Origin of the sequence: Azospirillum sp. BE72 (assembly GCF_031455875.1) — a bacterium.
GTDB lineage: Bacteria > Pseudomonadota > Alphaproteobacteria > Azospirillales > Azospirillaceae > Azospirillum.
On sequence record NZ_JAVDTO010000012.1, the window covers coordinates 12,042 to 36,441 of the forward strand.

19 protein-coding genes are annotated in these 24,400 nt (G+C 68.4%); 8 read left to right on the forward strand and 11 right to left on the reverse strand.

All coding sequences use genetic code 11. From position 1 onward, the window contains the following. Positions 1–31 precede the first annotated feature (31 nt). From J2Y49_RS23060 to J2Y49_RS23070, 3 genes are all read right to left on the reverse strand, one after another. Entirely contained in the window at positions 32–1,810 is a 1,779-nt protein-coding gene (locus J2Y49_RS23060) for a DUF3369 domain-containing protein (protein WP_310117332.1), read from the reverse strand. Between the two features lie 62 nt (positions 1,811–1,872). Further along, positions 1,873–2,805: an SH3 domain-containing protein gene (locus tag J2Y49_RS23065; protein ID WP_310117333.1), complete on the reverse strand. Its 933-nt coding sequence runs from the start codon at positions 2,803–2,805 to the stop codon at positions 1,873–1,875. Continuing rightward, positions 2,802–3,755: a LysR substrate-binding domain-containing protein gene (locus tag J2Y49_RS23070; protein ID WP_310117334.1), complete on the reverse strand. Its 954-nt coding sequence runs from the start codon at positions 3,753–3,755 to the stop codon at positions 2,802–2,804. Before J2Y49_RS23070 ends, J2Y49_RS23065 begins: the two co-directional genes overlap by 4 nt. A gap of 159 nt (positions 3,756–3,914) precedes the next feature. On the opposite strand from J2Y49_RS23070, the gene J2Y49_RS23075 reads away from it, so the two are divergent. Then, positions 3,915–4,139, forward strand: coding sequence for a hypothetical protein (locus tag J2Y49_RS23075; RefSeq protein ID WP_310117335.1), 225 nt, complete (start codon positions 3,915–3,917; stop codon positions 4,137–4,139). 50 nt (positions 4,140–4,189) lie between these two features. Beyond that, positions 4,190–5,275, forward strand: coding sequence for an asparaginase (locus tag J2Y49_RS23080; protein ID WP_310117336.1), 1,086 nt, complete (start codon positions 4,190–4,192; stop codon positions 5,273–5,275). Between the two features lie 71 nt (positions 5,276–5,346). On the opposite strand, the gene J2Y49_RS23085 is transcribed toward J2Y49_RS23080, so the two are convergent. From J2Y49_RS23085 to glgC, 4 genes are all read right to left on the reverse strand, one after another. Next, on the reverse strand, positions 5,347–5,961 hold the full coding sequence (locus J2Y49_RS23085; protein ID WP_310117337.1) for a hypothetical protein: 615 nt from the start codon (positions 5,959–5,961) through the stop codon (positions 5,347–5,349). A 159-nt stretch (positions 5,962–6,120) separates the two neighbouring features. Continuing rightward, positions 6,121–7,923 carry a translation elongation factor 4 gene (gene lepA / locus J2Y49_RS23090; RefSeq protein WP_109448525.1) on the reverse strand — a complete coding sequence of 601 codons (1,803 nt, stop codon included), beginning with the start codon at positions 7,921–7,923 and terminating at the stop codon, positions 6,121–6,123. Between the two features lie 116 nt (positions 7,924–8,039). Next, positions 8,040–9,509, reverse strand: a complete 1,470-nt coding sequence (gene glgA, locus J2Y49_RS23095; protein WP_310117338.1) for a glycogen synthase GlgA — start codon at positions 9,507–9,509, stop codon at positions 8,040–8,042. Between the two features lie 139 nt (positions 9,510–9,648). Then, positions 9,649–10,920 carry a glucose-1-phosphate adenylyltransferase gene (gene glgC, locus J2Y49_RS23100; protein WP_310117339.1) on the reverse strand — a complete coding sequence of 424 codons (1,272 nt, stop codon included), beginning with the start codon at positions 10,918–10,920 and terminating at the stop codon, positions 9,649–9,651. 648 nt (positions 10,921–11,568) lie between these two features. On the opposite strand from glgC, the gene J2Y49_RS23105 reads away from it, so the two are divergent. The 3 genes from J2Y49_RS23105 to J2Y49_RS23115 all read left to right on the forward strand — a co-directional run bounded on the left by J2Y49_RS23105 (position 11,569) and on the right by J2Y49_RS23115 (position 14,708). After that, entirely contained in the window at positions 11,569–12,978 is a 1,410-nt protein-coding gene (locus J2Y49_RS23105; protein WP_310117340.1) for an ammonium transporter, read from the forward strand. 186 nt (positions 12,979–13,164) lie between these two features. Beyond that, positions 13,165–14,022, forward strand: coding sequence for a pirin family protein (locus tag J2Y49_RS23110; RefSeq protein ID WP_310117342.1), 858 nt, complete (start codon positions 13,165–13,167; stop codon positions 14,020–14,022). 140 nt (positions 14,023–14,162) lie between these two features. Then, on the forward strand, positions 14,163–14,708 hold the full coding sequence (locus J2Y49_RS23115) for a hypothetical protein (protein WP_310117344.1): 546 nt from the start codon (positions 14,163–14,165) through the stop codon (positions 14,706–14,708). Positions 14,709–14,738: 30 nt separating this feature from the next. Here J2Y49_RS23115 and J2Y49_RS23120 read toward each other — a convergent pair whose 3' ends face one another. Beyond that, positions 14,739–15,857, reverse strand: coding sequence for a catalase family protein (locus J2Y49_RS23120; RefSeq protein WP_310117345.1), 1,119 nt, complete (start codon positions 15,855–15,857; stop codon positions 14,739–14,741). Positions 15,858–16,227: 370 nt separating this feature from the next. Here J2Y49_RS23120 and J2Y49_RS23125 point away from each other — a divergent pair, with 370 nt between their 5' ends. Then, entirely contained in the window at positions 16,228–19,248 is a 3,021-nt protein-coding gene (locus J2Y49_RS23125) for an EAL domain-containing protein (RefSeq protein ID WP_310117346.1), read from the forward strand. Positions 19,249–19,352: 104 nt separating this feature from the next. Here J2Y49_RS23125 and J2Y49_RS23130 read toward each other — a convergent pair whose 3' ends face one another. Both J2Y49_RS23130 and J2Y49_RS23135 read right to left on the reverse strand, forming a co-directional pair. Then, positions 19,353–19,769: a hypothetical protein gene (locus J2Y49_RS23130; RefSeq protein WP_149228212.1), complete on the reverse strand. Its 417-nt coding sequence runs from the start codon at positions 19,767–19,769 to the stop codon at positions 19,353–19,355. A gap of 116 nt (positions 19,770–19,885) precedes the next feature. Continuing rightward, positions 19,886–20,800, reverse strand: a complete 915-nt coding sequence (locus tag J2Y49_RS23135; protein WP_310117347.1) for a pseudouridine-5'-phosphate glycosidase — start codon at positions 20,798–20,800, stop codon at positions 19,886–19,888. Positions 20,801–20,852: 52 nt separating this feature from the next. Here J2Y49_RS23135 and J2Y49_RS23140 point away from each other — a divergent pair, with 52 nt between their 5' ends. Together J2Y49_RS23140 and J2Y49_RS23145 are read left to right on the forward strand one after the other, a co-directional pair. Continuing rightward, positions 20,853–21,929 carry a ligase-associated DNA damage response exonuclease gene (locus tag J2Y49_RS23140; protein ID WP_310117348.1) on the forward strand — a complete coding sequence of 359 codons (1,077 nt, stop codon included), beginning with the start codon at positions 20,853–20,855 and terminating at the stop codon, positions 21,927–21,929. Further along, positions 21,926–23,515, forward strand: coding sequence for a cisplatin damage response ATP-dependent DNA ligase (locus J2Y49_RS23145; RefSeq protein ID WP_310117349.1), 1,590 nt, complete (start codon positions 21,926–21,928; stop codon positions 23,513–23,515). Before J2Y49_RS23140 ends, J2Y49_RS23145 begins: the two co-directional genes overlap by 4 nt. Before the next feature lie 224 nt (positions 23,516–23,739). Here the strand turns inward: J2Y49_RS23145 and J2Y49_RS23150 are convergent, their stop codons facing one another. Continuing rightward, positions 23,740–24,372 (reverse strand): 2OG-Fe(II) oxygenase, encoded by a 633-nt coding sequence (locus J2Y49_RS23150; protein WP_310117350.1) that lies wholly within the window; start codon positions 24,370–24,372, stop codon positions 23,740–23,742. Positions 24,373–24,400 lie beyond the last annotated feature (28 nt).

A 24,400-nucleotide genomic window follows, 5' to 3' on the forward strand; every position in this document is an offset into this window, starting at 1 on the left:
TGGCAGGCCGCCGTTCGATGACTGCCGATACCTAACGCGTTGCCGGACGCATCCGGTCGATATCCGGCAGTACCGCAAGGAAGGCATCGACTACCGCCGGGTCGAAGCGCAGCCCCGCAAGCCGCCTGATCTCCGCCACCGCGTCTTCCCGGGACAAAGCCTTGCGATAGGGGCGGTCGCGCATCATCGCGTCATAGGCGTCGGCGACCGCGACGATGCGGGCGCACAGCGGAATCGCCGCCCCGGTGCGGCCGTCGGGATAGCCGGTGCCGTCCCAATTCTCGTGATGCCAGCGCGCCACCGCCGCCCCCAGATGCAGATGGGTCGGACCATCGGCCAGATGACTTGCCTGGTTCAGCAGGGTGGCGCCGGCCACCGTGTGGGCCTGCATGGCGCTGCGTTCCGTCGGATCGAGGGGGCCGGGCTTCGACAGGATTTCCGGATTGACCGCGGCGTTGCCGATGTCGTGCAGGATCGCCGCCAGCCCGATGATCTCCAGCGTCGAGTCGTCCAGCGCCTCGGGGAACAGTCCATCGGCATGCAGGCGGCGGGCAATGCGTTCGGTGATCGCCGCGATGCGCAGCGACCGGCTGAACCGGCCGTCCTCCACCGCCTCCGCCGCCAGCCCGTCCGTGGCCAGCCCGTCCATGCCGAGTGCGCCGCGGCCGCGTTCGGCCAGATCGGCCAACGCCGCCAGCGTACCCTGCTGCGCCCGATAAAGCTGTTCGTAATGGTGCAGGTTGTCGAAACCGACGGAGATCTTGCCGCAGAACACCTCGATCAGCTTGCGGTCCAGGTCCGACAGCGGCCGGTTGGAGCGCAGATAGACCACCGTCTCGCGGTCGTTCGGCGTGCGGATGTAGAGCGTGCAGTGGTCGCCGGCATAGAGGTGCGCCCGCCGCTCCAGGCAGGCGGTCACCGCCGCCAGAACCGAAGCGTCGACATGACCGGCGGCGGGTTCGTTGATGAGATCCTCGTAGCGGCCGGAACCGGCCAGCACATAAAGGCCGTCGCTGCTACTGCCGTTGCCGTTATCGCCGCTGAAGGTCGGGTTGCAGCTACCCTGGCCATCAGCGCCGCCGGCGCTGCCGCGCTGCATGCAGAGGATCGCGTCCGGCCCCACCCCCAGCAGGCCGGACAGCTGGGTCAGCACACCGGCGGCGAACAGCTTCATGGAGCGGGCGCGGAACAGCGACGACGAGGCCTCGATGATCTTTTCCAGGCCGCGGCGGTTGGCGTCGATCGCCACGATGTCCTCATAGGAACGCAGCGCCGCCACCGTGGTGGTGAACAGCTGCTGGGCGGTCAGCTGGGTCTTCGCCTTGTAGTCGTTGATGTCGTAATCGAGGATAACGGCGCGTTCCGGCGCCTGTCCCGGCTGGCCGGTGCGCAGGATGATGCGGACGTTGCGGTTCTGCAGCTCCTCGCGGATGTGGTGGACCAGCCGCAGGCCGGCATCCTCCGTCTCCATCACCACATCCAGCAGGATCAGCGCGATGTCGCTTTCCCGCGCCAGGATCCGCCGCGCCTCCGCCGCCGAATGGGCGGACAGGAAACGTGCCTTGCGCCCCTTGTAGGCGAAGTCCGACAGGACGAGCTTGGTGATCGAATGGACTTCCGGCTCGTCATCGACGATCAGCATGGTCCAGCGGCTGCCGGGCTCGTCCTCTTCCAGCGGACCGGCGTCGGGAGCCGCGTCGTCCAGGAACACCAGATCCTCGTCGGCAGTCTCCGGCATGGACCGTGTTTCCGCCTGGGGCGGATCGGGCTTCGCGTCGTCTTCTGGTGCGGTCGGGTCGGCGTTGGTCATGGCTCTTCGTTCGTGAAGGGGTCATGAGGGAGGGCGCGGCCGGCCCGTCTGGTACAAATCCATCAAAACGTATCCAGCTCGATCACCGTACAATCGAGTCCGCGTTGCGCCAACGTGCCGCAGGCGGTGTCGACCTGCAACCGCGTGAACGGAGCGACCCCCACCTCGTACAGAAGCCGGCCCTTGCGGAAGACCGGCCACACCATCGGCGGCAGGTCGCGATAGGCGCTGCCCGGCCCGGCGGTGAACTCCTTCCAGGCGCGCAAGCCCTCGGCATAGCTGACATATTCGCCGAGCTTGATGCCGTAGAGCATGCCCGGCTCGACCGGCGGCATGCCCGGCAGCGGATAGGGCGCCACCACCCCGACCAGCCCCTGCACCGGCGCCACCGCGCGCGTGCCGGCGGGCAGGGCCAGCGTCGCCTCGCCGTTCGCGGCGCCGATCAGCGCCACCACGTCGCCCTTGCGCAGGGTGAAGCCGCGCCGCTTGCGGTTGCTCAGGATCTCGGTCGCGGAAATCGGGCCGGCGGCGACGACATAGCCTTCCGCCGGGGTCTGGGCCGCCTTGTCCCAGGCCGCGCGCGGCACGACGGCGGCGCTGCGGTGGGGCAGGGGGGCGTTCGCCGGCTGGCTGGCGGCCGGCTTCGGCGGCCGCGGCCCCTCGCCGCCGATCGCCGGCCGGCCGGTGACCATCAGCGCCGGGTCCAGCGAATCGGCGGGGACATAGCCGATGGGCTGGCCGCCGATGGCGATCTCTGTCCAATAGGTGCCGCGCGGGGTGCCCAGCGCGTTCAGCGCCTTGCCCTGCTTCAGCGTCATGACGATGCGGGCATCCTCGCTGGGGCCGATCCGCACCTCGATGTCGCGGTTCAGCACGACCTCGCCGGTCAGGGGCGCGCCGATGGCGACAGGGCTCTGCGCCCAGGCTGGCGGGATGGCCGCCATGATGCTGCCGAGTCCAAGGATGATGGCGGCGGAGACGGACGCTGCGGTCATGACGTGACTTCCCTCGCGTGCATCGGCGCATCGCGGTTCGGCATCCGGCGGCCCAGCATCTGGCGGCCGACAAGGTCGTGGATGGCGTCGGCCAGCAGGCGCACCGGCTTGGGCGCCGTGCCGCGGGCGCGGTGCAGGGCGATGTCGATGTCCGGCAATTCCGGAAATCCCTCTGCCGCACCGATGCGGCGCAGGCTTGGCGGGACGGTGCAGTTTTCCATCGCCGTCACCCCCAGCCCGCCCATCACCGCGCCATGGACGGCGACGACGCTCTTGCTGGTGAAGGCGACGCGCCAGTCGCGGCCGATGCCGTCGAGCGCGGCGACCGCAAGGTCCCGCACGACGCAGCCCTTGGGGAACAGCGCCAGCGGCAGGGGATCGAGGCTCTCCACCGGACGGTGCCCCGGCGACGACCCCAATGGAGATACCGGCTCCTGCGGCGGGGCGACCCAGGACACCGGTTCCTGCCGCACCAGTTCGCCGCCGGCCTCGCCGGCCTTGCGGGTGACCAGCGCCAGGTCGTAGCGCCCCTTGTCGATCTCCGCGACCAGATCGGGGCTGTTGTCGCAGATCACCTCCACCATCACGTCGGGATAGGCGGCGTTGAAGCGGCCCAGCACGTCCGGCAGCAGCATGGTGGCGTAATCGTCGGGCGTGCCGATGCGGACGCTGGCCACCGTCGGGCTGCGGTGCATCAGCGCCATCACCTCGTCGTTCAGGGTCAGCATGCGCCGGGCATAGGCCAGCAGAACCTCGCCGTCGCGGGTCATGCGCACGCCGTGGGTGTCGCGTTCGAACACCCGCTTGCCCACCGTGTCCTCCAGCCGGCGCACCTGCTGGCTGACCGCCGCCTGGGTGCGGCCCAGCCTTTCGCCGGCACGGGTGAAGCTGGCGCTGTCGGCGACGGCCACGAAGGCGCGCAGCAGGTCGGTATCGAGATTGGCGGGCATGGCGGGGGACCGGAAGTTGCCTCCCATTCAACCAGAGCGCCCGCCCATCCGCAACGTTGCGGTCATTACGAATCGTGATGACGGCATAATGCCTATTCGTTTCCAAGGGAATGGCACGCGGCCCATGTTCGGTTTCCGATCGCTTTGGAGTTTCCGACCATGTCCCTGTTCGCCGCCTGGACCAGCGTGGTTCTCGCTGCCGCCCGGATCGATCCGCCCGCGGCACTTCCGGCGGCGGTGCCGGAGCCGCGGCGATTCCGCCTTGCCTACAACCCCGTTCCCGCAGCCGCTCCAGCGCCCGGCCGGCGGTTGGTCGCAGAGGAGGCTCCGGCGTCGGTGCGGACTCCTCTGACGCTCCAGGACCGGCTGTGCCTTGAGAAGTAGTGGGACGTCCGCCTATCCTGCGGCCGACAGGAATGCGGGAGGAGCGGACGATGGCGCGGGTCTATGTGCTGTACACCGGGGGCACCATCGGGTGCGTCACCAATCCCGAAGGGGCGCTGGCCCCGGTGCCGGGCCGGGAGTTCGAACGGCTGGTCCTGTCGATGCCCGGCCTGTCCGGCCATGGGGTGCAGGACCACAAGGACCTGACCTGGACCATGGGCTGGTTCGACCGCACGCTCGACAGCTCCAACATGACTCCGGCGGACTGGATCGCCATCGCCCGGCGGCTGCTGTCGGTTTATGACGAGTATGACGGCTTCGTCGTGCTGCACGGGACCGACAGCATGGCCTACAGCGCGTCGGCTCTGTCCTTCCTGCTGCCCGGCCTGACGAAGCCGGTGGTGTTCAGCGGGTCGCAGGTGCCGCTGACCTTCACGCTGAGCGACGCGCTCGCCAATCTGGTTGGCGCCGTCGTGGTGGCGGGAACCCTGCCGGTGCCGGAGGTCTGCGTCTATTTCGACACCAAGCTGCTGCGCGGCAACCGGTCGTCCAAGGTCGACGCCAACCGCTTCGCCGGTTTCGATTCGCCGAACTTCCCGCCGCTCGCCACCGTCGGCAGCGTGGTCGCCCGCAACGAGCCCTATTGGCTGCCGATGCCGGGTGCCGCGGTCTCGCTGGACGATCCGGCGAACCGCGCCCGCCGGCTGGCGGCGCTGGAGGCCCAGGCGGCGGCGCTGTCGGCGTTCTCCGTCGTCATGTTGTGGCTGTATCCCGGCATCCGCGCCAGCACGGTGTCGGCGATGCTGACGGGCACCAGCCCGGCGGCGAAGGGGGCGGTGCTGCTGGCCTTCGGCGAGGGCAACGGCCCGACCGATCCGGAGTTCCTCGACGCGCTGTCGGCGGCGGTGAAGGCCGGGGTCGTGCTGATGGACAACACCCAGGTGCAGCGCGGCGCGGTGCTGCCCGGCGCCTACGCCACCGGGCTGGGCGCCGTGGGTGCCATCGGCGCCTATGACATGACGCCGGAGGCCAGCTACGCCAAGCTGGTCTGCCTGCTCGCCGGTGGATTGGACGCCGACACGGTCAAGGCGGAGATGCCGAAGCCGCAGGCGGGCGAACTGACGGTGATCGACTGAGGGTGAATGGCGGTTGAACCGCCTGTCGGGAGGCGCGGGAGCTGTGACGGCCCCCCGCCTCCGCCGGTGGCTTACTCCATGCCGGGCTTGTTCGGCGACATGATGCGCTCATCCATCGTTCCCCGGCCCATCGTGCCCTGGTCCATGGAACCACGGTTCATGGTGCCCTGATTCATCGTACCCTGGCCCATCGAACCCTGACCCATCGAACCCTGGCCCATCGAACCCTGGTTCATGCCGCCCTGGTTCATGGAGCCGGCGCCCATACCGCCCATGGAGCCTCCGGTCGAGCTGCCGTAGCCGGTGTTGGCCTGGCTGGCATACTGGGCGAGCTGCTGCAGCTCGTTCTGGTCATGCATGATGACGACCTGACGGCCGCGGCGTTCGAAGGAGGACGGGGTGAGCATGACGGTCTGGCCGGTCTTGGCCATCTTCAGCTCCACCATCGTCTGGCCCTGGGCGTCGGTGGTCACGTTCTGGATCGTGCCGGCGACCGGCCCGCCATGGCGGTGGACCACCCGCTTGCCGATCATGTCGCGGCTGGCCTGGACGTCGCGGGCACCGCTGTCCATCGTGCCGTTGGCGACCGCATTGGCCCTGGCGGAGCCGCTGGTCTGGGCGTGTCCCGGAGCAGCGGCGGCCATCAACATCAGGGCCGGCACCGCGGCGGCGAGAATCTTGCGCATGTCATCCTCCCGGAATTGAATCACAATAAGGAAGGCGCCGCGCAGGCGCGGCACCGTATCCCTGAGTGATGACACGCGAAATGGCGCTTTGTTTCGCAGGTTGTACGGAATTGCCGGGCTGCACAAAAATGGCGGGCCGAGGCCCGCCTTTCCGTTTCCTTACTCGTCGCCCATCTTGAGCGCCGCGATGAAGGCGCTCTGTGGGATTTCGACCTGGCCGAACTGGCGCATGCGCTTCTTGCCTTCCTTCTGCTTGTCCAGCAGCTTGCGCTTGCGGCTGATGTCGCCGCCGTAGCACTTGGCGGTCACGTCCTTGCGCATGGCGCTGATGCTCTCGCGGGCGATGATCTTGCCGCCGATGGCGGCCTGCACGGCGATCTTGAACAGCTGGCGCGGGATCAGCTCCTTCAGCCGTTCGCACAGCTGACGGCCGCGGCGTTCGGACTGGCTGCGGTGGACGATCATCGACAGGGCGTCCACCGGCTCGGCATTCACCAGGATCGACAGCTTCACGAGGTCGCCTTCCTCATAGCTGTCCATCTGGTAGTCGAAGCTGGCATAGCCGCGGCTGATCGACTTCAGCCGGTCGTAGAAGTCGAACACCACCTCGTTCAGCGGCAGTCGGTAGACCAGCATGGCGCGGGCTCCGGCATAGGTCAGCTCGATCTGCTGGCCGCGCCGCTCGGTGCACAGTTGGAGGACGCCGCCGAGATACTCGTCGGGCAGCATGATGGTGGCCTTGATCCACGGCTCGTCGATGTGGTCGATCCGCATCACGTCGGGCATGTCGGCCGGGTTGTGCAGGTCCCGCACCGTCCCGTCGGTCATCGTCAGCTTGTAGACCACCGACGGCGCGGTGGTGATCAGGTCGAGGTTGAACTCGCGCTCCAGCCGCTCCTGGATGATCTCCAGATGCAGCAGGCCGAGGAAGCCGCAGCGGAAGCCGAAGCCCAGCGCCGCCGACGTCTCCGCCTCGTAATGGAAGCTGGCGTCGTTCAGCTTCAGCTTGCCCAGGCTGTCGCGCAGCCGCTCGAAATCGGCGGCATCGACCGGGAACAGGCCGCACCACACCACGGGGATGGACGGCTTGAAGCCGGCCAGAGCCTCGGTCGCCGGCTTGCGCTCGTCGGTGATGGTGTCGCCGACCTTGGTCTGGGTGATGTCCTTGATCGCGGCGGTGATGAAGCCCATCTCGCCCGGCCGCAGCTCGCCGGTCAGCAGCGCCTTCGGCGTGAAGACGCCGACGCGGTCCACGTCGTGGGCGGAGCCGGCGGCCATGAAGCGCACCTTCTGGTTCACCTTCAGCACGCCGTCGACGACGCGGACCAGAATGACGACGCCGAGATAGGGGTCATACCAGGAATCGACCAGCAGCGCCTTCAGCGGCGCATCGGCATCGCCCTTGGGCGGCGGCAGGCGCTTGACCACCGCCTCCAGCACCGCGCCGATGTTGAGGCCGGACTTGGCCGAGATCTCCACCGCGTCGGAGGCGTCAAGCCCGATCACGTCCTCGATCTGCTGCTTGATCCGCTCCGGCTCGGCGGCGGGTAGGTCGATCTTGTTGAGGACCGGGATGATCTCGTGGTTGTTGTCGATCGCCTGATAGACGTTGGCGAGCGTCTGCGCCTCGACCCCCTGGGAGGCGTCGACCACCAGGATCGAGCCCTCGCAGGCGGCCAAGGACCGGCTGACCTCATAGGCGAAGTCGACGTGGCCGGGGGTGTCCATCAGGTTCAGCGTGTACTGCTTGCCGTCCTCGGCCTTGTAGAGCAGGCGGACGGTCTGGGCCTTGATGGTGATGCCGCGCTCGCGCTCGATGTCCATGCTGTCGAGCACCTGTTCGCGCATCTCGCGCGCGTCGAGGCCGCCGCACTGCTGGATCAACCGGTCGGCAAGGGTCGACTTGCCATGATCGATGTGGGCGATGATCGAGAAATTGCGGATGTGCGAAAGGTCAGTCATCGGGGCCCGGACAAGCGAGAGTTTGCCGGGAACATAGGGCGGACGGGGGATGGGCGCAATGATGGTGTGGTGGGGCGGCCGGCGCTATCGCGTCCGGCTCCCCCTCCGAAGGGCGCTCACCGTCCCCCGAGCCCCCGATACAGCTCCATGTACTCCTCCGCCGGGCCATGCCAGCCGAAGTCCCGCGTCATGGCGCGGCGTTGCATCGCGTGCCAGCGGTCGGGCTTGCCGTAGACGGTCATCGCGCGGCGCAGCGCCCACACCAGCTCCTGGCCGGTCGCGTTGACGAACTGGAACCCCGTCGCGCTGCCGTCGGCGCTCGCGGCGGGGTTGGCGTCGATCACCGTGTCGGCGAGGCCGCCGGTGCGGCGGACCAGCGGCAGGGTGCCGTATTTCAGGGCGTAGAGCTGGGTCAGGCCGCAAGGCTCGGAGCGCGAGGGCACCAGGAACAGGTCGGACCCGGCCTGGATGCGGTGGGACAGCGGCTCGTCATAGCCGATGCGGACGCCGATGGACTGCGGATGCCATTGCGCCAGATGGCGGAAGCCGGCCTCGCTGGAGGCGTCGCCGCTGCCCAGCACCACCAGTTGGCCGCCCCAGGACACCCATTGCGAGGCGGCCTCCAGCACGAGGTCCAGGCCCTTGTGCCAGGTCAGGCGGCTGACCACGGCGGCGAGCGGGGCGTCGGGGCGGCGGTCCAGGCCGAAGGCGGATTGCAGGTCGGACTTGCAGGCGTCCTTTCCACCAAGGTCGTCGGGGGTGTAGCGGGCGGGCAGATGCGGGTCGGTCGCCGGGTCCCACACCGCGTAGTCGACGCCGTTCAGGATGCCGGTCAACACGTCGGACCGGGTGGCGAGCAGGCCCTGCAGGCCGGTGCCGTGCTCCGCCGTCTGGATTTCGTTGGCGTAGGTCGGACTGACCGTGGTCAGGCGGTCGGCGTAGAAGCAACCCGCCTTCAGGAAACTGACGTTGCCGTAATACTCGACGCCATCGATGCGGAAGCTGGAGGAGGGCAGGCCGAGGTCGCCCATCATCCAGGGGCCGAACAGGCCCTGATAGGCGATGTTGTGGATGGTCAGCACCGTGCCCGGCCGGAAGGGGCCGGCGAAACGGTCGGGGCGCAGCGCCAGATAGGCGGGGATCAAGCCGGCCTGCCAGTCGTGGCCGTGCAGGATGTCGGGACGCCACCAGGGGTCGTAGGACTTCTCGGCGGCGAAGCCGGCGGCGACCCAGGCCAGCGCGGCGAAGCGCAGGGCGTTGTCGGCCCAGTCCTTGCCGTCCGGCCCGAGATAGGGGTTGCCGGGACGGTCGTACAGCGACGGCGCGTCCAGCGCATAGGCGAGAACGCCGTCGGCGGTGCGGCCGATGCACAGCCGGGCGCGGTCGCAGCCGGGCAGGTCGGTGATGAGGTCGCCGACCTCGTGCAGGTTCTGCAGGCTGTTCAGAACGGCGGGATAGCCCGGCAGCAGCAGGCGGACATCGGCCCCGGCGGCGTTCAGGGCCGGCGGCAGGGCGGCGGACACGTCGGCCAGCCCCCCCGTCTTGACCATCGGGTAGCATTCGGACGTGACGTAAAGGACGCGCATCGGGAAGGCACTCGGATGAAAGGCGGGAGGGATGAATGGCGGAAGGGTGCAGGCATGGTATAGCGCCGATGCGGGTCCGGTGGGGAGCCGGACCGCATCGGCGCGGGGCCATCGTGCCGGGGGGCGGCGATATGCCGCCTTATTCCTTCGGCAGCTTCTCGATCATCTCGCGGGTGATCAGGACGACGCCGCCCTCGCTGCGGTGGAAGCGCTTGGCGTCCAGCTCCGCGTCCTCGCCGACGACAAGGCCGTTGGGGATGCTGACGCCGCGGTCGATCACCACCTTCTTCAGACGGCAATGGCGGCCGATGTCGCATTCCGGCAGGACCACCGCCTCGTACAGCTCGCTGTAGGAGTTGACGCGGACCGAACTGAACAGCAGCGACCGCCGGACGGTTGAGCCGGAGATGATGCAGCCGCCCGACACCAGGCTGTCGATCGCTGTGCCGCGCCGGTTCTCGTCGTCGAAGACGAACTTCGCCGGCGGAAGCTGTTCCTGGTAGGTGAAGATCGGCCAGTCGCGGTTGTACATGTTCAACTGCGGCGTGACGTGGCAGAGGTCCAGGTTGGCTTCCCAATAGGCGTCGATGGTGCCGACGTCGCGCCAGTAGGGGGCGTCGTCCGGCGCGTCGATGATGGCGCTGTCGGCATAGTCGTGGGCGATGATCCGCGCCCCGGTCTTCACCAGATGCGGGATGATGTCCTTGCCGAAGTCGCGGCTGGAGCCGGGGGTGGCGACGTCGCGCTCCAGCTGTTCATAGAGGAACTGGGCGTTGAAGACATAGATGCCCATGCTGGCCAGCGCCAGATCGGGACGGCCGGGCATCGGCGGCGGATCGGCCGGCTTCTCGACGAAGTCGATGATGCGGCGCTCGTCGTCGATGTGCATCACGCCGAAACCGGTCGCCTGTTCGCGCGGAACCGCGATGCAGGGGACGGTGACGTCGGCCTTGCGGTCGATGTGGTCGAGCAGCAGCGCGCCGTAATCCATCTTGTAGATGTGGTCGCCGGCCAGGATCAGGACATATTCCGGCTCGTGGTCGCGCAGGATGTCCAGGTTCTGGTACACGGCGTCGGCGGTGCCCTGGTACCACTCCGTCTCGCTGACGCGCTGCTGGGCCGGCAGCAGGTCGCAGAACTCGTTCATCTCGCCGCGGAAGACGTTCCAGCCGCGCTGGAGGTGGCGCAGAAGGCTGTGCGACTTGTACTGCGTCAGCACGCCGATGCGGCGGAAGCCGGAATTGACGCAGTTCGACAGCGCGAAGTCAATGATGCGGTATTTGCCGCCGAAATAGGTCGCCGGCTTCGCCCGCCGGTCGGTCAGTTGCTTCAGACGGCTTCCGCGTCCGCCGGCCAGCACCAGCGCCACCGCACGTCGCGGTGCGAGGCGCAGATCGCGTTTGTCGAGCATGGCCGTTACCCCCTTTGCCTTTTTCTTGCGGCCGCCCGGCGGCGGCCATCCATATGGAGGCGTTGACGGTGCCACATCTCGCCGCCATGTCCAATAGGCCCGGCGGCGGGTTCGCCTCGGCTGACCCGCCGCATCGCCTGCCCGCCCGCCTAGGCGGAAAGAGGGGCAAGCCGTTCGGACTGGATGGAAGAGGTAGAAGGGCTGCCCCATTCCCGCCGCCCCTCGCGGCAGTGACCGCCGCGTGGGCCGTTTTCTGCACAATTTTTGACCAACTGCCGGAATGGCAGCCAGACGGCTGCGCCAAAGCTGCGCATCGGGCCCTTTCATTCGGTCGAAAGCCCGAAAATTGCGGCGGAATGTCGGCTCCGGCATCTGCCCATTTCCTGTGCAAACCCACCTTGCGACTCGTAGGGGGGTGCCCGTTCGGGGGTCCTGCGCCGGGACAACCCTGACGATTCCAAGCCGTTTTGGACTGGCACGCTTCTTGTAACGCTGGAGGCGTCCTTGGTCCCGTCCGCCGCCCCGTCTTTGCCGGGGACGGGGCGACCGGGACGGGGTCGCCCCAGTGCGGCGTTTGCGCGCGGAATGCCTCCGGTGCCGCGCCGGCCATGCAGGGGTGGGAGCGATTTTGGAGAAAGAGGAGCCTCGATGAACCGTCTGTTCCTTCTGGCCGCACCGATGATGGCGGTTGCTCTGGGCGCGGTCGGCATGCCGGCCGCAGCCCTTGCCCAGGATGCGGCGGCTGCCGCCGCTGCTGCCGCGCCGGCGGCTCCGGCGCTGAATGGCGGCGACACCGCCTGGATGCTGGTCTCCACGGCGCTGGTGCTGATGATGACCATTCCGGGCCTGGCACTGTTCTACGGCGGCATGGTCCGCAAGATGAACGTGCTGGCGACGGTGATGCAGAGCTTCGCCATCACCTGCCTGATCAGCGTCCTGTGGTACGTGATCGGCTACAGCCTGGCCTTCACCGGCACCGGCGCCTACATCGGCGGGCTGGACCGGCTGTTCCTGAACGGTCTCGACTTCTCGAAGGCGTTCGTGCTGGGCGAGGCGACCGGCGCCGGCGTGCCGACGACGATCCCCGAGCCGGTCTTCATGATGTTCCAGATGACCTTCGCGATCATCACTCCGGCGCTGATCACCGGCGCCTTCGCGGACCGCATGAAGTTCTCCTCGCTGCTGGTCTTCACCACCCTGTGGTCGATCGTGGTCTATGCGCCGATCGCCCACTGGGTCTGGTATCCGTCGGGCTTCCTGTTCGGCATGGGCGTGCTGGACTTCGCCGGCGGCACGGTCGTGCACATCAACGCGGGCGTCGCCGGTCTGGTCGCCGCGCTGGTGATCGGCAAGCGCAAGGGCTACCCGAAAGAAGCCTTCATGCCGCACAACCTGGTGCTGTCGCTGATCGGCGCCTCGCTGCTGTGGGTGGGCTGGTTCGGCTTCAACGCCGGTTCCGCCCTGACCGCCGGTCCGCGTGCCGGCATGGCCATGGCCGCCACGCACATCGCCACCGCCGGTGCCGCCATGGGCTGGCTGTTCGCGGAGTGGATCGTCAAGGGCAAGCCGTCGATCCTCGGCATCATCTCCGGCGCGGTCGCCGGCCTGGTCGCCGTCACCCCGGCCGCCGGCTTCGTCGACCCGACGGGCGCCATCATCATCGGCATCGTCGCCGGCGTGATCTGCTTCTGGTCGGCCACCAGCCTGAAGCACATGCTGGGCTATGACGACAGCCTGGACGCCTTCGGCGTGCACGGCGTCGGCGGCCTGATCGGCGCGGTCCTGACCGGCGTCTTCGCCAAGATGTCGGTGTCCAACGCGGAAGGCGCCTTCGCCGCCGTCCTGCAGGCCGACCCGTCTGCCACCCTGGGCCTGCTGGAAGGCAACGCCGGCGCGGTGTGGATCCAGATCCAGGGCGTCCTCTACACCATGGTCTGGTGCGCCGTCGCCACCTTCGTCCTGCTGAAGGTCATCGACGTGGTGATGGGCCTGCGCGTGGACGAGGATGTGGAGCGCGACGGTCTCGACCTCGCCCTGCACGGCGAGAGCATCCACTAAGAACACTCCCTTTCCCACGGGTCTCTTCGAAAGGGCCGCCGGGCTTCCCGGCGGCCTTTTTCGCGTGCGGCTTTCGGGATTGTTGCGCCGGCGGAAACGCTGTGGCGCGGGCGGGCCGGCTTCACGGCGGGGCCGCGGCGGACTACCTCTGGTGCAACATCAGTGGTTTCTTTGGGAGTCCCCGCCATGTCCACCCAGTCCGCCACCCCCGGTGTCCGTCCGGTCCTCGCCGCCGTGGAGGGCATGGCCACCTCCGACGGCGCCGGGGTCAGCATGACCCGCATGCTGGGCACGCCCCGCCTGCGCACGCTCGACCCCTTCCTGATGTTGGACCTGTTCGGGTCCGACCAGCCGACCGACTATCTGGCGGGTTTCCCCGACCATCCCCACCGCGGTTTCGAGACGGTCACCTACATGCTGGCCGGCCGCATGCGCCATGCCGACAACCACGGGCATGAGGGCGTGATCGAGACCGGCGGCGTGCAGTGGATGACCGCCGGCCGCGGCCTGATCCATTCGGAGATGCCGGAGCAGACCGAAGGGCTGATGCGCGGCTTCCAGCTGTGGATCAACCTGCCGGCCCGGCTGAAGATGACAGAGCCGCGTTATCAGGAGTTCCCGGCCTCCTCCATCCCGGTGGAACGGCGCGAGGACGGCGCCACCGTCACCGTGATCGTCGGCGACACCGCCCGCGGCACCGCCGGCCCGGTGCGGGCCGAGGCGACCGACGCCCGCTATTTCGACGTGACGCTGCCGCCGTCGGTCTCCTTCACCGAGCCGCTGCCGGCCGGCCACACCGCCTTCCTCGTGCTGTTCGAAGGCACGCTGGATGTCAGCGGCGAGGGGCTGCTGTCGGGACCGCGGGTGATCGTGCTGGGCGACGGCGAGCGGGTGGAGGCGACCGCCGGACCCGAGGGCGCGCGCTTCCTGCTGCTGGCCGGCGAGCCGATCGGCGAACCCATCGCCTGGGGCGGTCCCTTCGTCATGAACACGCGCGAAGAGGTGATGCAGGCCTTCCGCGACTTCGAGGAAGGGCGCATCTGATGTGCATCTGATCGGCGGATGCCGCGCGCCTGCCCGTCCTTCAGGGCCGGTGCGCGGCATCTCGTGCCTTGCACCCCCGCCATCCCCGGTTATCATGGCGCATTCCGTGTTAATACGAACGATGGCGGGGAGCCGGGGCGATGCGTGCAAAGGGTCTGTTGGGTGGGTTCAAGGCGGCTGCCGCCGCCGGCGTTCTGGCCCTGACGCTGGCTGCCGGCCTGTCGACCGCCAAGCCCGCCGCCGCCGTGGACTTTTCCAAGGCGGCGGCCGATTTCGGGCCGGAGGGCGCCTGGACCAACCAGTGCGACATCGACCGGATGACCGACAGCAAGACCTGCCGGCTGATGATCTACCGTCTGTTCGACGACGGGAAGGATGTCGGCTTCATCGCGCTCAGCATCATCCCGACCGGCAACGACTTCCACCTGTTCCTGACCACCAGCCAGGGGCTGGTCGACCGCTGCGCCATCCGCGTCGACCGCCAGCCGCGCATCGAATCGCATGTCGCGACGCTGAACATGTGCATGTTCCCGAACTTCGTGTCCGGCCGCGTCGCCGACCAGTTCCGCAACGGCTCGACCATCCTGGTCCGCGTCAGCTCCCCGCGCCTGGGCAAGCGCGACATCGATTTCCCGCTGAACGGCTTCTCCCGCACCTTCGAGGAGATGCAGCGCAGCCTGCAGTGAGCGGGGCGGCGCCGGTCTCTTCCATCGCCTTCACCCCGGCAGCCGGTAGCCCGCCGCCGGTTCCTGCATCGGGCAGCCGTTGCGTTCCATGCGGAAGCCGGCGGAGCGGTCATAGGCGATGCGGCGGGCGCGCATGATCGAGCCGAGCGGCCGGTGCGCGGCAAGACCGTGCCAGGGGCTGAAGGCCAGCCGGTCGTCGCCGGCGCGGGAGCGCTCCTCGCTCCAGGCGGTCTGCGGCGGCACGGTGATGCGGGCGACGGTGCGGTAGGGGCTCAGCTCCTCCGGCCACAGCACGCTGGCGTCCTCCACCGGCATGCGCTCCTCGTCGGTGCGCAGCTGGACGCGCAACTCCCAGACCGCTTCATGATCGCGGAAGAACTCCGCCACCGCCTCGCGCAGGCTGTCGGGCTTGCCGTTGACGGTCAGCGGCGCATCGGTCAGCGCCATCAGGTTGGGCGAGACGGGGACGATCTGCAGCTTGGCGACATGGGCGCCGTGGCGCAGGGCCGCCTGGCTGTAGAAGGTTTCGCCCAGAATGTGGGTTGCGGGATGGCCGCCCAGCGTCTTCAGGGTGGCGCTCTCGCCGCCGAAGGCCTCCACCACCCGTTCGGCGGCGCGCAGGGTCGCGGACAGCGCCTTCTTCGCCGTCTCCGCCCGGTCGGTGGTGGCGGCCAGCAGCTTCAGCGTCGACAGGAACTGCTTGGCGTCCGGTGCGGAGAAGACCGGGGCGTTGGCCATCACGAAATCCTGGGTCGCCTGATCCTCCGACCCCGGCAGCCGTTCGCCGGTCACGCCCAGCACCTTCACCGCCAGACCGCGCGGGGTCGACACGCTGTCGGGCAGGATGTCGCCCGGCGTCGTCGACAGCCGCAGGATCGCCGGATAGCTCTCCGCCCGCGCGAACAGGCCCTGGGCCAATTCCGCCGGCAGATCGTCCAGCACGTCCAGCCGGCCGATCAGCAGCCCGTGGCTTTTGGCATGGACGCTGCGCAGGGCGTGGCCGCCGTCCTCGTAGGTCTTGCGGCTGATCGACAGCATCGTTTCCGCCAACTCGTCGAAAAGCTGGGCTTCATCGGGGTCGGGGTTTTCGACCGACGGCGTATAGGGCAGGGGAGCCTGGGGCAGGGGCTTGGCGGTGGCGGCTGACAAGGACGGGGTCTCCCGAATGGGGAAAGAACGGGTGCAGCCGGAAGAACAGCCGCGGTCGTCCCCCGTTCCGCCGCTCCGGTTCCGCAGCGGTGCGCCGATACCGGAGCAGGAGTCTCTCTCCATGACTTCAGAACGATACTCACAGGGAAGCATAAAGTTCACAAATATCAGTGCGCACCTGGTGCGTGACGAGGCTGAGAGGAACCCAATCATAAATAGAAATTAACCATTAAAATGCGGGTTAACTCTATCGAAGAACTGTGGTGACTGGATGATGTCTGCGCCTATCCTTTGGTGACGAAGAACCGTCACCGTCCGGCGGCGTCATGGCCGACGGAGTGCGTCGCGGGGAGTCGATCGAGGGGTTCCCATGACCGGTTGGCCCGTTACCTGGATTCGCGGCTGCGCCCTGCTGCTGATGCTGCTTGGGATGGCCGCCTCGTCCCTGCCGGTGGAGGGGCGGGCGACGGCGCCGAACCGGACCGTGCTGGTGCTGCATTCATACCACCAGGGTTATGAATGGACAGACCATCAGGCTGCCGGCATCGGCAAGGAACTGGCGGCCTCGGCGCCCAACGCGATCACGATCCCCTATCACCTGGATTGGAAACGCTTTCCGGATGCAAGCGGGCTTGAGCGGATGCGGGCACTGATCGGCCATCGGCACCCCAGAGGCACAGTCGACGCGATCATCGCCACCGACGATGCCGCGCTGGCCTTCGCGGTCGAATTGCGGCGGGAGGTTTATGGGCCGGTGCCGCTGGTGCATGGCGGCGTGATCGGCGCCTCGGCCCGTCTGCTGACGGAGGGCGAATCGAATGTGATCGGGGTGTCCGAAGCCAAGGACGTCGAAGGCACGATACATATGGCGATGGCGGCCAATCCCGGACTGCGCCGCCTGTTCATCCTGCGCGACCACACGGAATCGGGAAGGGCGCTGGACCTGGAGATCGATGCCCTTGCCGCCGCCGGCCGCCTTCCCGCCGGGCTGGAGCGGCAGATCCTGCCCGACCTGCCCTTCGCCCGGTTGGAGGAGCGGCTGGCGACGCTGCCGCCGGACAGCGCCGTGCTGCTGGGAACCTACGCGACCGACCGCGACGGGCTGGTCCTGCCGCCCGAGCAGTTCCTGGAACTGATGAGCGAGAAGAGCAGCGCGCCGATCTACGGCCTGCAGGAGTATCTGCTGGGCCGCGGCATCGCCGGCGGCAGCCTGCTGAGCGCGCTGGAGCACGGACGTTCGGTCGGTGCGGTGGCCGCGGCGATCGTGAACGGCAGATCCATCGCCGCCCTGCCGGCGGAGCGGCCGGAATCCGTCGTCCGGGCGATGGATTACCGGCAGGTGGAGCGCCATCGACTCGATCTGTCGCGGGTGGGGCCGCTCGACCGGTTGGTCAACAAGCCCTTCTCCTTCCTGGAAACCTACCGCTGGCTGGTGGTGACGGTCGGCATCGTCATCGTGGTGCTGACGGTCATGGTGCTGGTCCTGTCCTTCGCGCTGCGCCAGCGCCGGGCGGCCGAGGCGGCCCTGCTGCAGAGCAATCTGGCGCTCAGCCAGTCGCGCCGGGATCTGCAGGCGAGGCTGGAGGAACTGACCGCCAGCAAGGAGGCTCTGCGCGAACGCGAAAGGCGGATGCGGCTGGTGGCGGAGGCGTCGCGCGACATCATCTGGACCTGGGACATCGAGGCCGACCGCCGCGTTCTGTCCGGCCGGGTGATGGAACTGCTGGGCGTGGACTCCCTCAGCATCGATTCGATGGCGGCCTGGTTCGACCGCATCCACGCGGAAGACCGCGAACAGGCGGAGGAGGCGCTGCGGCGCCACCTGTCCGGCGAACTGCCGGAATACCGGACCGAATACCGGGTCCGCCATCGTGACGGCAGCTATCTGTGGCTCTACGCCACCGGCAAGGCCCTGTTCGACGGCCAGGGCAAGCCGGTGATGATGGCCGGATCCTACACCGACATCACGGCGGAGAAGCGGCAGCAGGACTGGCTGGACCATCTGGCCCATTTCGATCCGCTGACCGGCCTGCCGAACAGGCTGACGCTGGAACAGCATGTCGACCGGTTGATCGCCGACGACAAGGCCTCCGGCCATGCCCGGCCGCTGGCTCTGCTGTTCCTCGACATGGACAATTTCAAGTTCATCAACGACAGCTTCGGCCACAAGGCGGGCGACGAGCTGCTGATGGCGCTCGGCCTGCGCGTCCGCCGGGGAGCGGGGGAGGGACCGTTCATCGCAAGGCTGGGCGGCGACGAGTTCGTCGTGGTGGTTCATGGCAGCGAGGCCGGCGAACCGGCCGACGTGGCGCAGCGGCTGGAACAGGCGCTGGCCGCCCCCTTCCTGGTCGAAGGGCAGCATTTCTTCGTCACCTGCAGCGTCGGCATCGCCCGCTATCCCTGGGACGGACGTTGCTTCGACGACCTGCTGCAGAACGCCGACACCGCCATGTACCGGGCCAAGGACAGCGGGCGCGGGCGCATCTGCACCTTCACCCCCGACATGAACCGCCGGGTGGTGGAGCGCATGCGACTGCTCAGCCGGGCGCGGCTGGCCTTCGACCGCCAGTCCTTCAGCCTGCAGTACCAGCCGCAGGTGGCGACGTCGGACGGCCGGGTCCACGGTTTCGAGGCGCTGATCCGCTGGACGGATGCGGAGCTGGGGCCGGTCTCCCCCGACCGCTTCATTCCGGTGTGCGAGGATTCGGGCCTGATCGTCCCGCTCGGCCTGTGGGTGCTGGAGACCGCCTGCATCGAGGCGGTGGGGCTGGCCTGCCGCGGCATCGGCAGCATCACGATGAGCGTCAACATGTCGGCGGTGCAGCTTGCCCAGAACGACTTCGTGCCGCGGGTGCTGGAGGTGCTGGAGCGCACCGGACTGCCGCCGAACCGGCTGGAGCTGGAAATCACCGAGTCGCAGATGATCGGATCGCTGGACGCCGCCATCGACAAGCTGAACGCGCTGCGGCAGGCCGGGGTGCACATCGCGCTGGACGATTTCGGCACAGGCTATTCGTCGCTGACCTATCTGCGGACCTTGCCGATCAACACGCTGAAGCTCGACAAGGCCTTCATCAACGACGTCCATCGCCGGTCCGACGCGCGCAGCATGGTGTCGTCCATCTCGCGCATCGCCCATGACCTGAGCCGCAGCGTGGTGGCGGAGGGGGTGGAGGAACTGGCCCAGTGGGAGGCGCTGTCGCGGATGGGCTGCGACCTGATCCAGGGCTATTTCGTCAGCCGGCCGCTGCCGGCCGACCGCATCGATGGCTTCCTGGCGGCCTGGGAGGAACGGCGGGCGTCTTTGCCCATCGTCTCCCACGACGACGTGGTGGTCGGCATGTCCAGCGCCGGGGCGCACCGGCAGCCGAATGGCCGCGAGCCGGGCTGATCGGGGGGAGCGGTCAACCAGACGGATGCCCAAACGAAAACGCCCCGCAGGCGGGCTGCAGGGCGTTTTCGAAAGCGAGGCTCGGTAGGACCTGTGTCCCCGGATCAGTGCCGGGTGCGGGCCGGGGTGACGTAGACGCCGTCCCAATCGACGCCGAACAGGGCATCGTCGCCGGCCTCTTCGACCAGATCGTCGTACTCGTGGGCTTCGATCAGCCCGAAGATGGAGGCGGTGCCGGAGGCGTCGAGGTCGCAGGTCACCACATGGCCGTTCACCTCGACCGAGGTGAAGAACACTTCCGGCAGCTCCATGCTGTCCAGGTCGGCGGTGACGGCGCTCTCGATCTCGTGGATGGTGCGGGAGGACAGGGAGACCCGGAGCTTCGCCGCCTGGGAGGCCCAGACGATGCGCTTCACGTGGGCCGGCTCCTTCATCTCCGCGATGCCCGACGCCTCGTCGCCTTGGCCGGCCATCGCGATCATCCGGGAAACCAGGGTCGAGGTGCTGCTGGGTGCGCGCATAGAAGCCTCCGCTCGTTCGATGACGACAGATTTGCGCGCAGGCGGTTAACGGGGTCTTAAGCCGGGGGCGAGGCTAAAGCCTTACCCCAGCTGAGGTATGGCCTATCCATTCGGTTCTAGGTGGCGGCAAGGGCGGCGGCGACACCGGCCGCGACCCGCGCATTGTTGCGGATCAGCGCGATGTTGGCGGTCAGGCTGCGCCCGCCGGTGATGCGCTCCAGCGCCGCCAGCAGGTGGGGAGTGATGTCCTTTCCCTTGATTCCATTGGATTCCGCGTCGGCCAGCGCCTGGGCGACGGCGGTTTCCATGGCGTCGGCGTCAAGCTCGTCGGCGGGCTGGATCGGGTTCGCCAGCAGCACGCCGCCTTCCAGGCCAAGCTGCCATTTCGCGCGCAGAATGTCCGCCACCGCGGTCACGTTGTCACAGCGATGATCGACGGGCAGGCCGCTGCGGCGGCTGTAGAAAGCGGGGAATTCGTCGGTGCCGAAGCCCAGCACCGGGACTCCGCGGGTCTCCAGCACCTCCAGCGTCTTGGGCAGGTCGAGAATCGACTTGGCCCCGGCGCAGACCACGCAGACCGACGTGCGCGCCAGCTCGTCCAGGTCGGCGGAAATGTCGAAACTGGTCTCCGCCCCGCGATGGACGCCGCCGATGCCGCCGGTGGCGAAGACGGATATGCCTGCCAGCCGCGCCCCGATCATCGTCGCCGCCACCGTGGTGGCGCCGAGCGCGCCGGTGGCGATGGCGACGGGCAGGTCGCGGCGGCTCAGCTTGCGCACGGCGTGGCCGCCGGTCGCCAGACGTTCGAGCGCCTCGTCGTCCAGGCCGATTCGGATGCGCCCGTCCATCACCGCGATGGTGGCGGGGATCGCCCCGGCGGCCCGAACCTCCGCCTCCAGCGCGCGGGCGGTCTCCAGGTTGCGGGGATAGGGCATGCCGTGGGAGATCACCGTCGATTCCAGCGCCACCACCGGACGGTTTGCGGCAAGTGCGTCGGCAACCTCGGGAGTCGGCAGCAGGATCGGGTGCATGTGCTGTGTCTCCGATGTTGGGGGGCGGATGGAACGCCCTATATTAGGACGCATGTCCGCTGCACACCAATCCAATCCAGATCGTCCCCACCCCGACAGGTGGATCAAGGTCCTTCCCGAAGGGCTCTATGTCGAGCCGGGTGGCTTCTACATCGACCCGGTGCGCCCGGTGGAGCGCGCGGTCGTCACCCACGGCCATTCCGACCATGCCCGGCCCGGCAACCGCCATGTGCTGGCGACTCCGGGAACGCTCGCCATCATGCGCCAGCGGATGGGCGCAGGCGTGGGGGGCAGCCTGCAAGCGCTGGAGTATGGCGAGGGGTTGACCATCGGCGACGTCAGGGTGCGGCTGGTGCCGGCCGGCCATGTGCTGGGCAGTGCCCAGGTGGTGCTGGAACATGCCGGGTCGCGCGTGGTGGTGTCGGGCGACTACAAGCGTCGCCTCGACCGCACCTGTGCGCCGTTCGAGCCGGTGCCCTGCGACGTCTTCGTCACCGAGGCGACCTTCGGCCTGCCGGTGTTCCGCCACCCGCCCGATCTGGGCGAGGTGGGGAAGCTGCTGCATTCGATGGCGCTGTTCCCGGAGCGCAGCCATGTCGTCGGCGTCTATGCGCTGGGCAAATGCCAACGGCTGATCACGCTGCTGCGGGCGGCGGGATACGACCGGCCGATCTGGCTGCATGGCGCGCTGGAGCCGCTGTGCCGGCTCTATGGCGAATGGGGTGTGGAGTTGGGGGAGCTGCGGCCCGCCACGGTGGCGGCGAAGGAGGATTTGAAGGGCGCCCTGGTGCTGGCCCCGCCGGCGGCGGTGGCCGACCGCTGGGCGCGGCGGCTGGCCGATCCGGTGGTGGCGGTGGCGTCGGGCTGGATGCGGGTGCGCCAGCGTGCCCGCCAGCGAGGGGTGGAGTTGCCCCTGGTCATCTCCGACCATGCCGACTGGGACGAGCTGTGCCAGACGCTGGAGGATGTCGGCGCGCCGGAGGTCTGGGTGACGCATGGGCGGGAGGAGGCGCTGGTCCATTACGCCACCAGCCGCGGCATCCGCGCCCGCGCCCTGGCGCTGATTGGTTTCGAGGACGAGGATTCGGAAGGGAATCCGGAGAAGGCCGGGGAGGGGGAGGCGTCGTGAACCGCTTTGCCGCGCTGATCGACGCGCTGGTCTTCATGCCGTCGCGCAACGGCAAGATCCGCCTGCTGGTCGAGCATTTCGCCACGGCGCCCGACCCCGAGCGAGGATGGGCGCTGGCGGCGCTGACCGGAGCCCTGAGCTTCCGCGAGGCCAAGCCGGCGGCGATCCGCGAACTGGCGGCGACCAGGGTCGATCCGGAGCTGCTGGCGCTGTCCTACGACTATGTCGGCGATCTGGCGGAGACGGTGGCGCTGATCTGGCCCGAACGACATGAACGGGCCAACAGCCTGCCGCCCAGCCTGGACGAGGTGGTGGAGGGCTTGCGGGCCGCCAAGCGCGGACAGGTGATCGGAATGGTGGAGGGCTGGCTCGACACGCTCGACTCGTCGGGGCGCTTCGCCCTGCTGAAGCTGATCACCGGGGCGCTGCGCATCGGCGTGTCGGCGCGGCTCGCCAAGACGGCACTGGCGGAATGGGGCAAGGCGGCCCGGCCGGAGGTGAGCGTCGATGACGTGGAGGAGGTCTGGCACGGGCTGACCGCGCCCTATGCCGAACTGTTCGCCTGGCTGGAGGGACGGGCGGAGCGACCGGCGACCGGGTCCGGCGCCGGCTTCCGCCCGATGATGCTGTCCCACCCGCTGGAGGAGGAGGACCGCGCCGCGCTCGACCCCGCCGCCTATGCCGCCGAATGGAAATGGGACGGCATCCGCGTGCAGATGGTGGCCCGCGGCGGCGAGCGGCGGCTCTACAGCCGCACCGGCGACGACGTGTCCGGCGCCTTTCCCGACATCGTCGATCACATGAGCTTCGACGCGGTGCTGGACGGCGAATTGCTGGTGGCGCGCGACGGGGTGGTGGCGCCCTTCAACGATCTGCAGCAGCGGCTGAACCGCAAGACGGTGACGGCGCAGATGCTGCGCGACGGGCCTGCCTGGGTGCGGCTGTACGACATCCTGTTCGACGGCGGGGAGGATCTGCGCGGCCTGTCCTTCGTCGAACGCCGCACCCGGCTGGAGCGCTGGTTCGAGGCGGTGCAGCCGCGGCGGATGGATCTGTCGCCGCTGGTGCCTTTCGGCGGCTGGGACGAGCTGGTGGCGATGCGGGAGGGCGCGCGGGAGAACGGCATCGAGGGGCTGATGCTGAAGCGGCGCGACAGCGCCTATCTCGCCGGGCGGCCGAAGGGGCCGTGGTTCAAGTGGAAGCGCGGGGCGCTGACGCTCGACACCGTGATGATGTACGCCCAGCGCGGCCACGGGAAGCGGTCGAGCTATTATTCCGACTACACCTTCGGGGTCTGGCGCGGCGAGGAGCTGGTGCCGGTCGGCAAGGCCTATTCCGGCTTCACCGACGCCGAACTGATCGAACTGGACCGCTGGGTGCGCAACCACACCACCCGCCGCTACGGACCGGTGCGCGAGGTGGAGGCCGGGCTGGTGCTGGAGGTTGCCTTCGACAGCGTGCATCCGTCGACCCGGCACAAGAGCGGGCTGGCGATGCGCTTCCCGCGCGTCCACCGCATCCGCTGGGACAAGCCGGCGCAGGAGGCGGACAGGTTGGAGACGCTGGCGGCGATGGTGGTGGGGTGAGGGTGGATTCTAGGGGACGTTAGACCCCCACCTAACCTCCCCCCGCTCTCAGCGGACCTACGGTCCGCCTGCCGCGTCAGCACAAAGCATAGCTTTGTGCGAGAGCTGGGCGGGGGAGGGACTGCCGCCACTCTCCCGCTTTAGTACCTGCCCCCTCTCCCGCCCAGCGGGGGAGGGTTGGGGTGGGGGCACCGGACAAGCATTTCAGCGCAATCAACGCCCCCTCAATACCCCTTGGCCTGCCCGCCGAACACGCCCTTGGCCCAGGCGCCGATGCGGTGGCGCCACTGTTCGTGCCAGATGTAGACGCTACCCTTGACCCAGTTCATCTGGATCGCGCGGCGCTGGCCTTCGAAGGGGTAATGGCCGTGCCAGGAGGTGTCGCTGCGGCGGAAGCACATCAGGGTGCCTTCCTCCGGCGGGACTTCGGCGGCGTAATCCTCCAGGTTCTGGGTGCGCAGGATGCGCAGGCGGCCGCCGGTGGCCTCCCAGGGCGGGTTCATGTAGATCAGCACCGTGACGACCTTGCTGGCCGAATCCGGGTGGATCTTGCCGTCGGTCGGCCGGCACATGCCGCGCGCCGTGAACATCGTCGGATAGTCCGACAGGTCGAGCCCGAACTTGTCGGAAAAGGCCTTGCAGACCTCCGGCCCCTTCAGTTCGGCGATCAGCCGGTCGAAGCTCGGCCCCTGGGGGAAGACGCCCAGCGGGATGGAGCCGGGCTTGTCGACCTTGGGATAGTCGCGGTGCAGATCCTCGAGAAACTCACGCTTCACGAAGCCGGGAACGCACAGGAAGTCGAAGGGGTCGTGCTGCAGAGGGGTGGCGCGGAACTTGTCCAGATCGAGCATGGACATGGGTACTGAACTCCCAACGAGCGTGCCG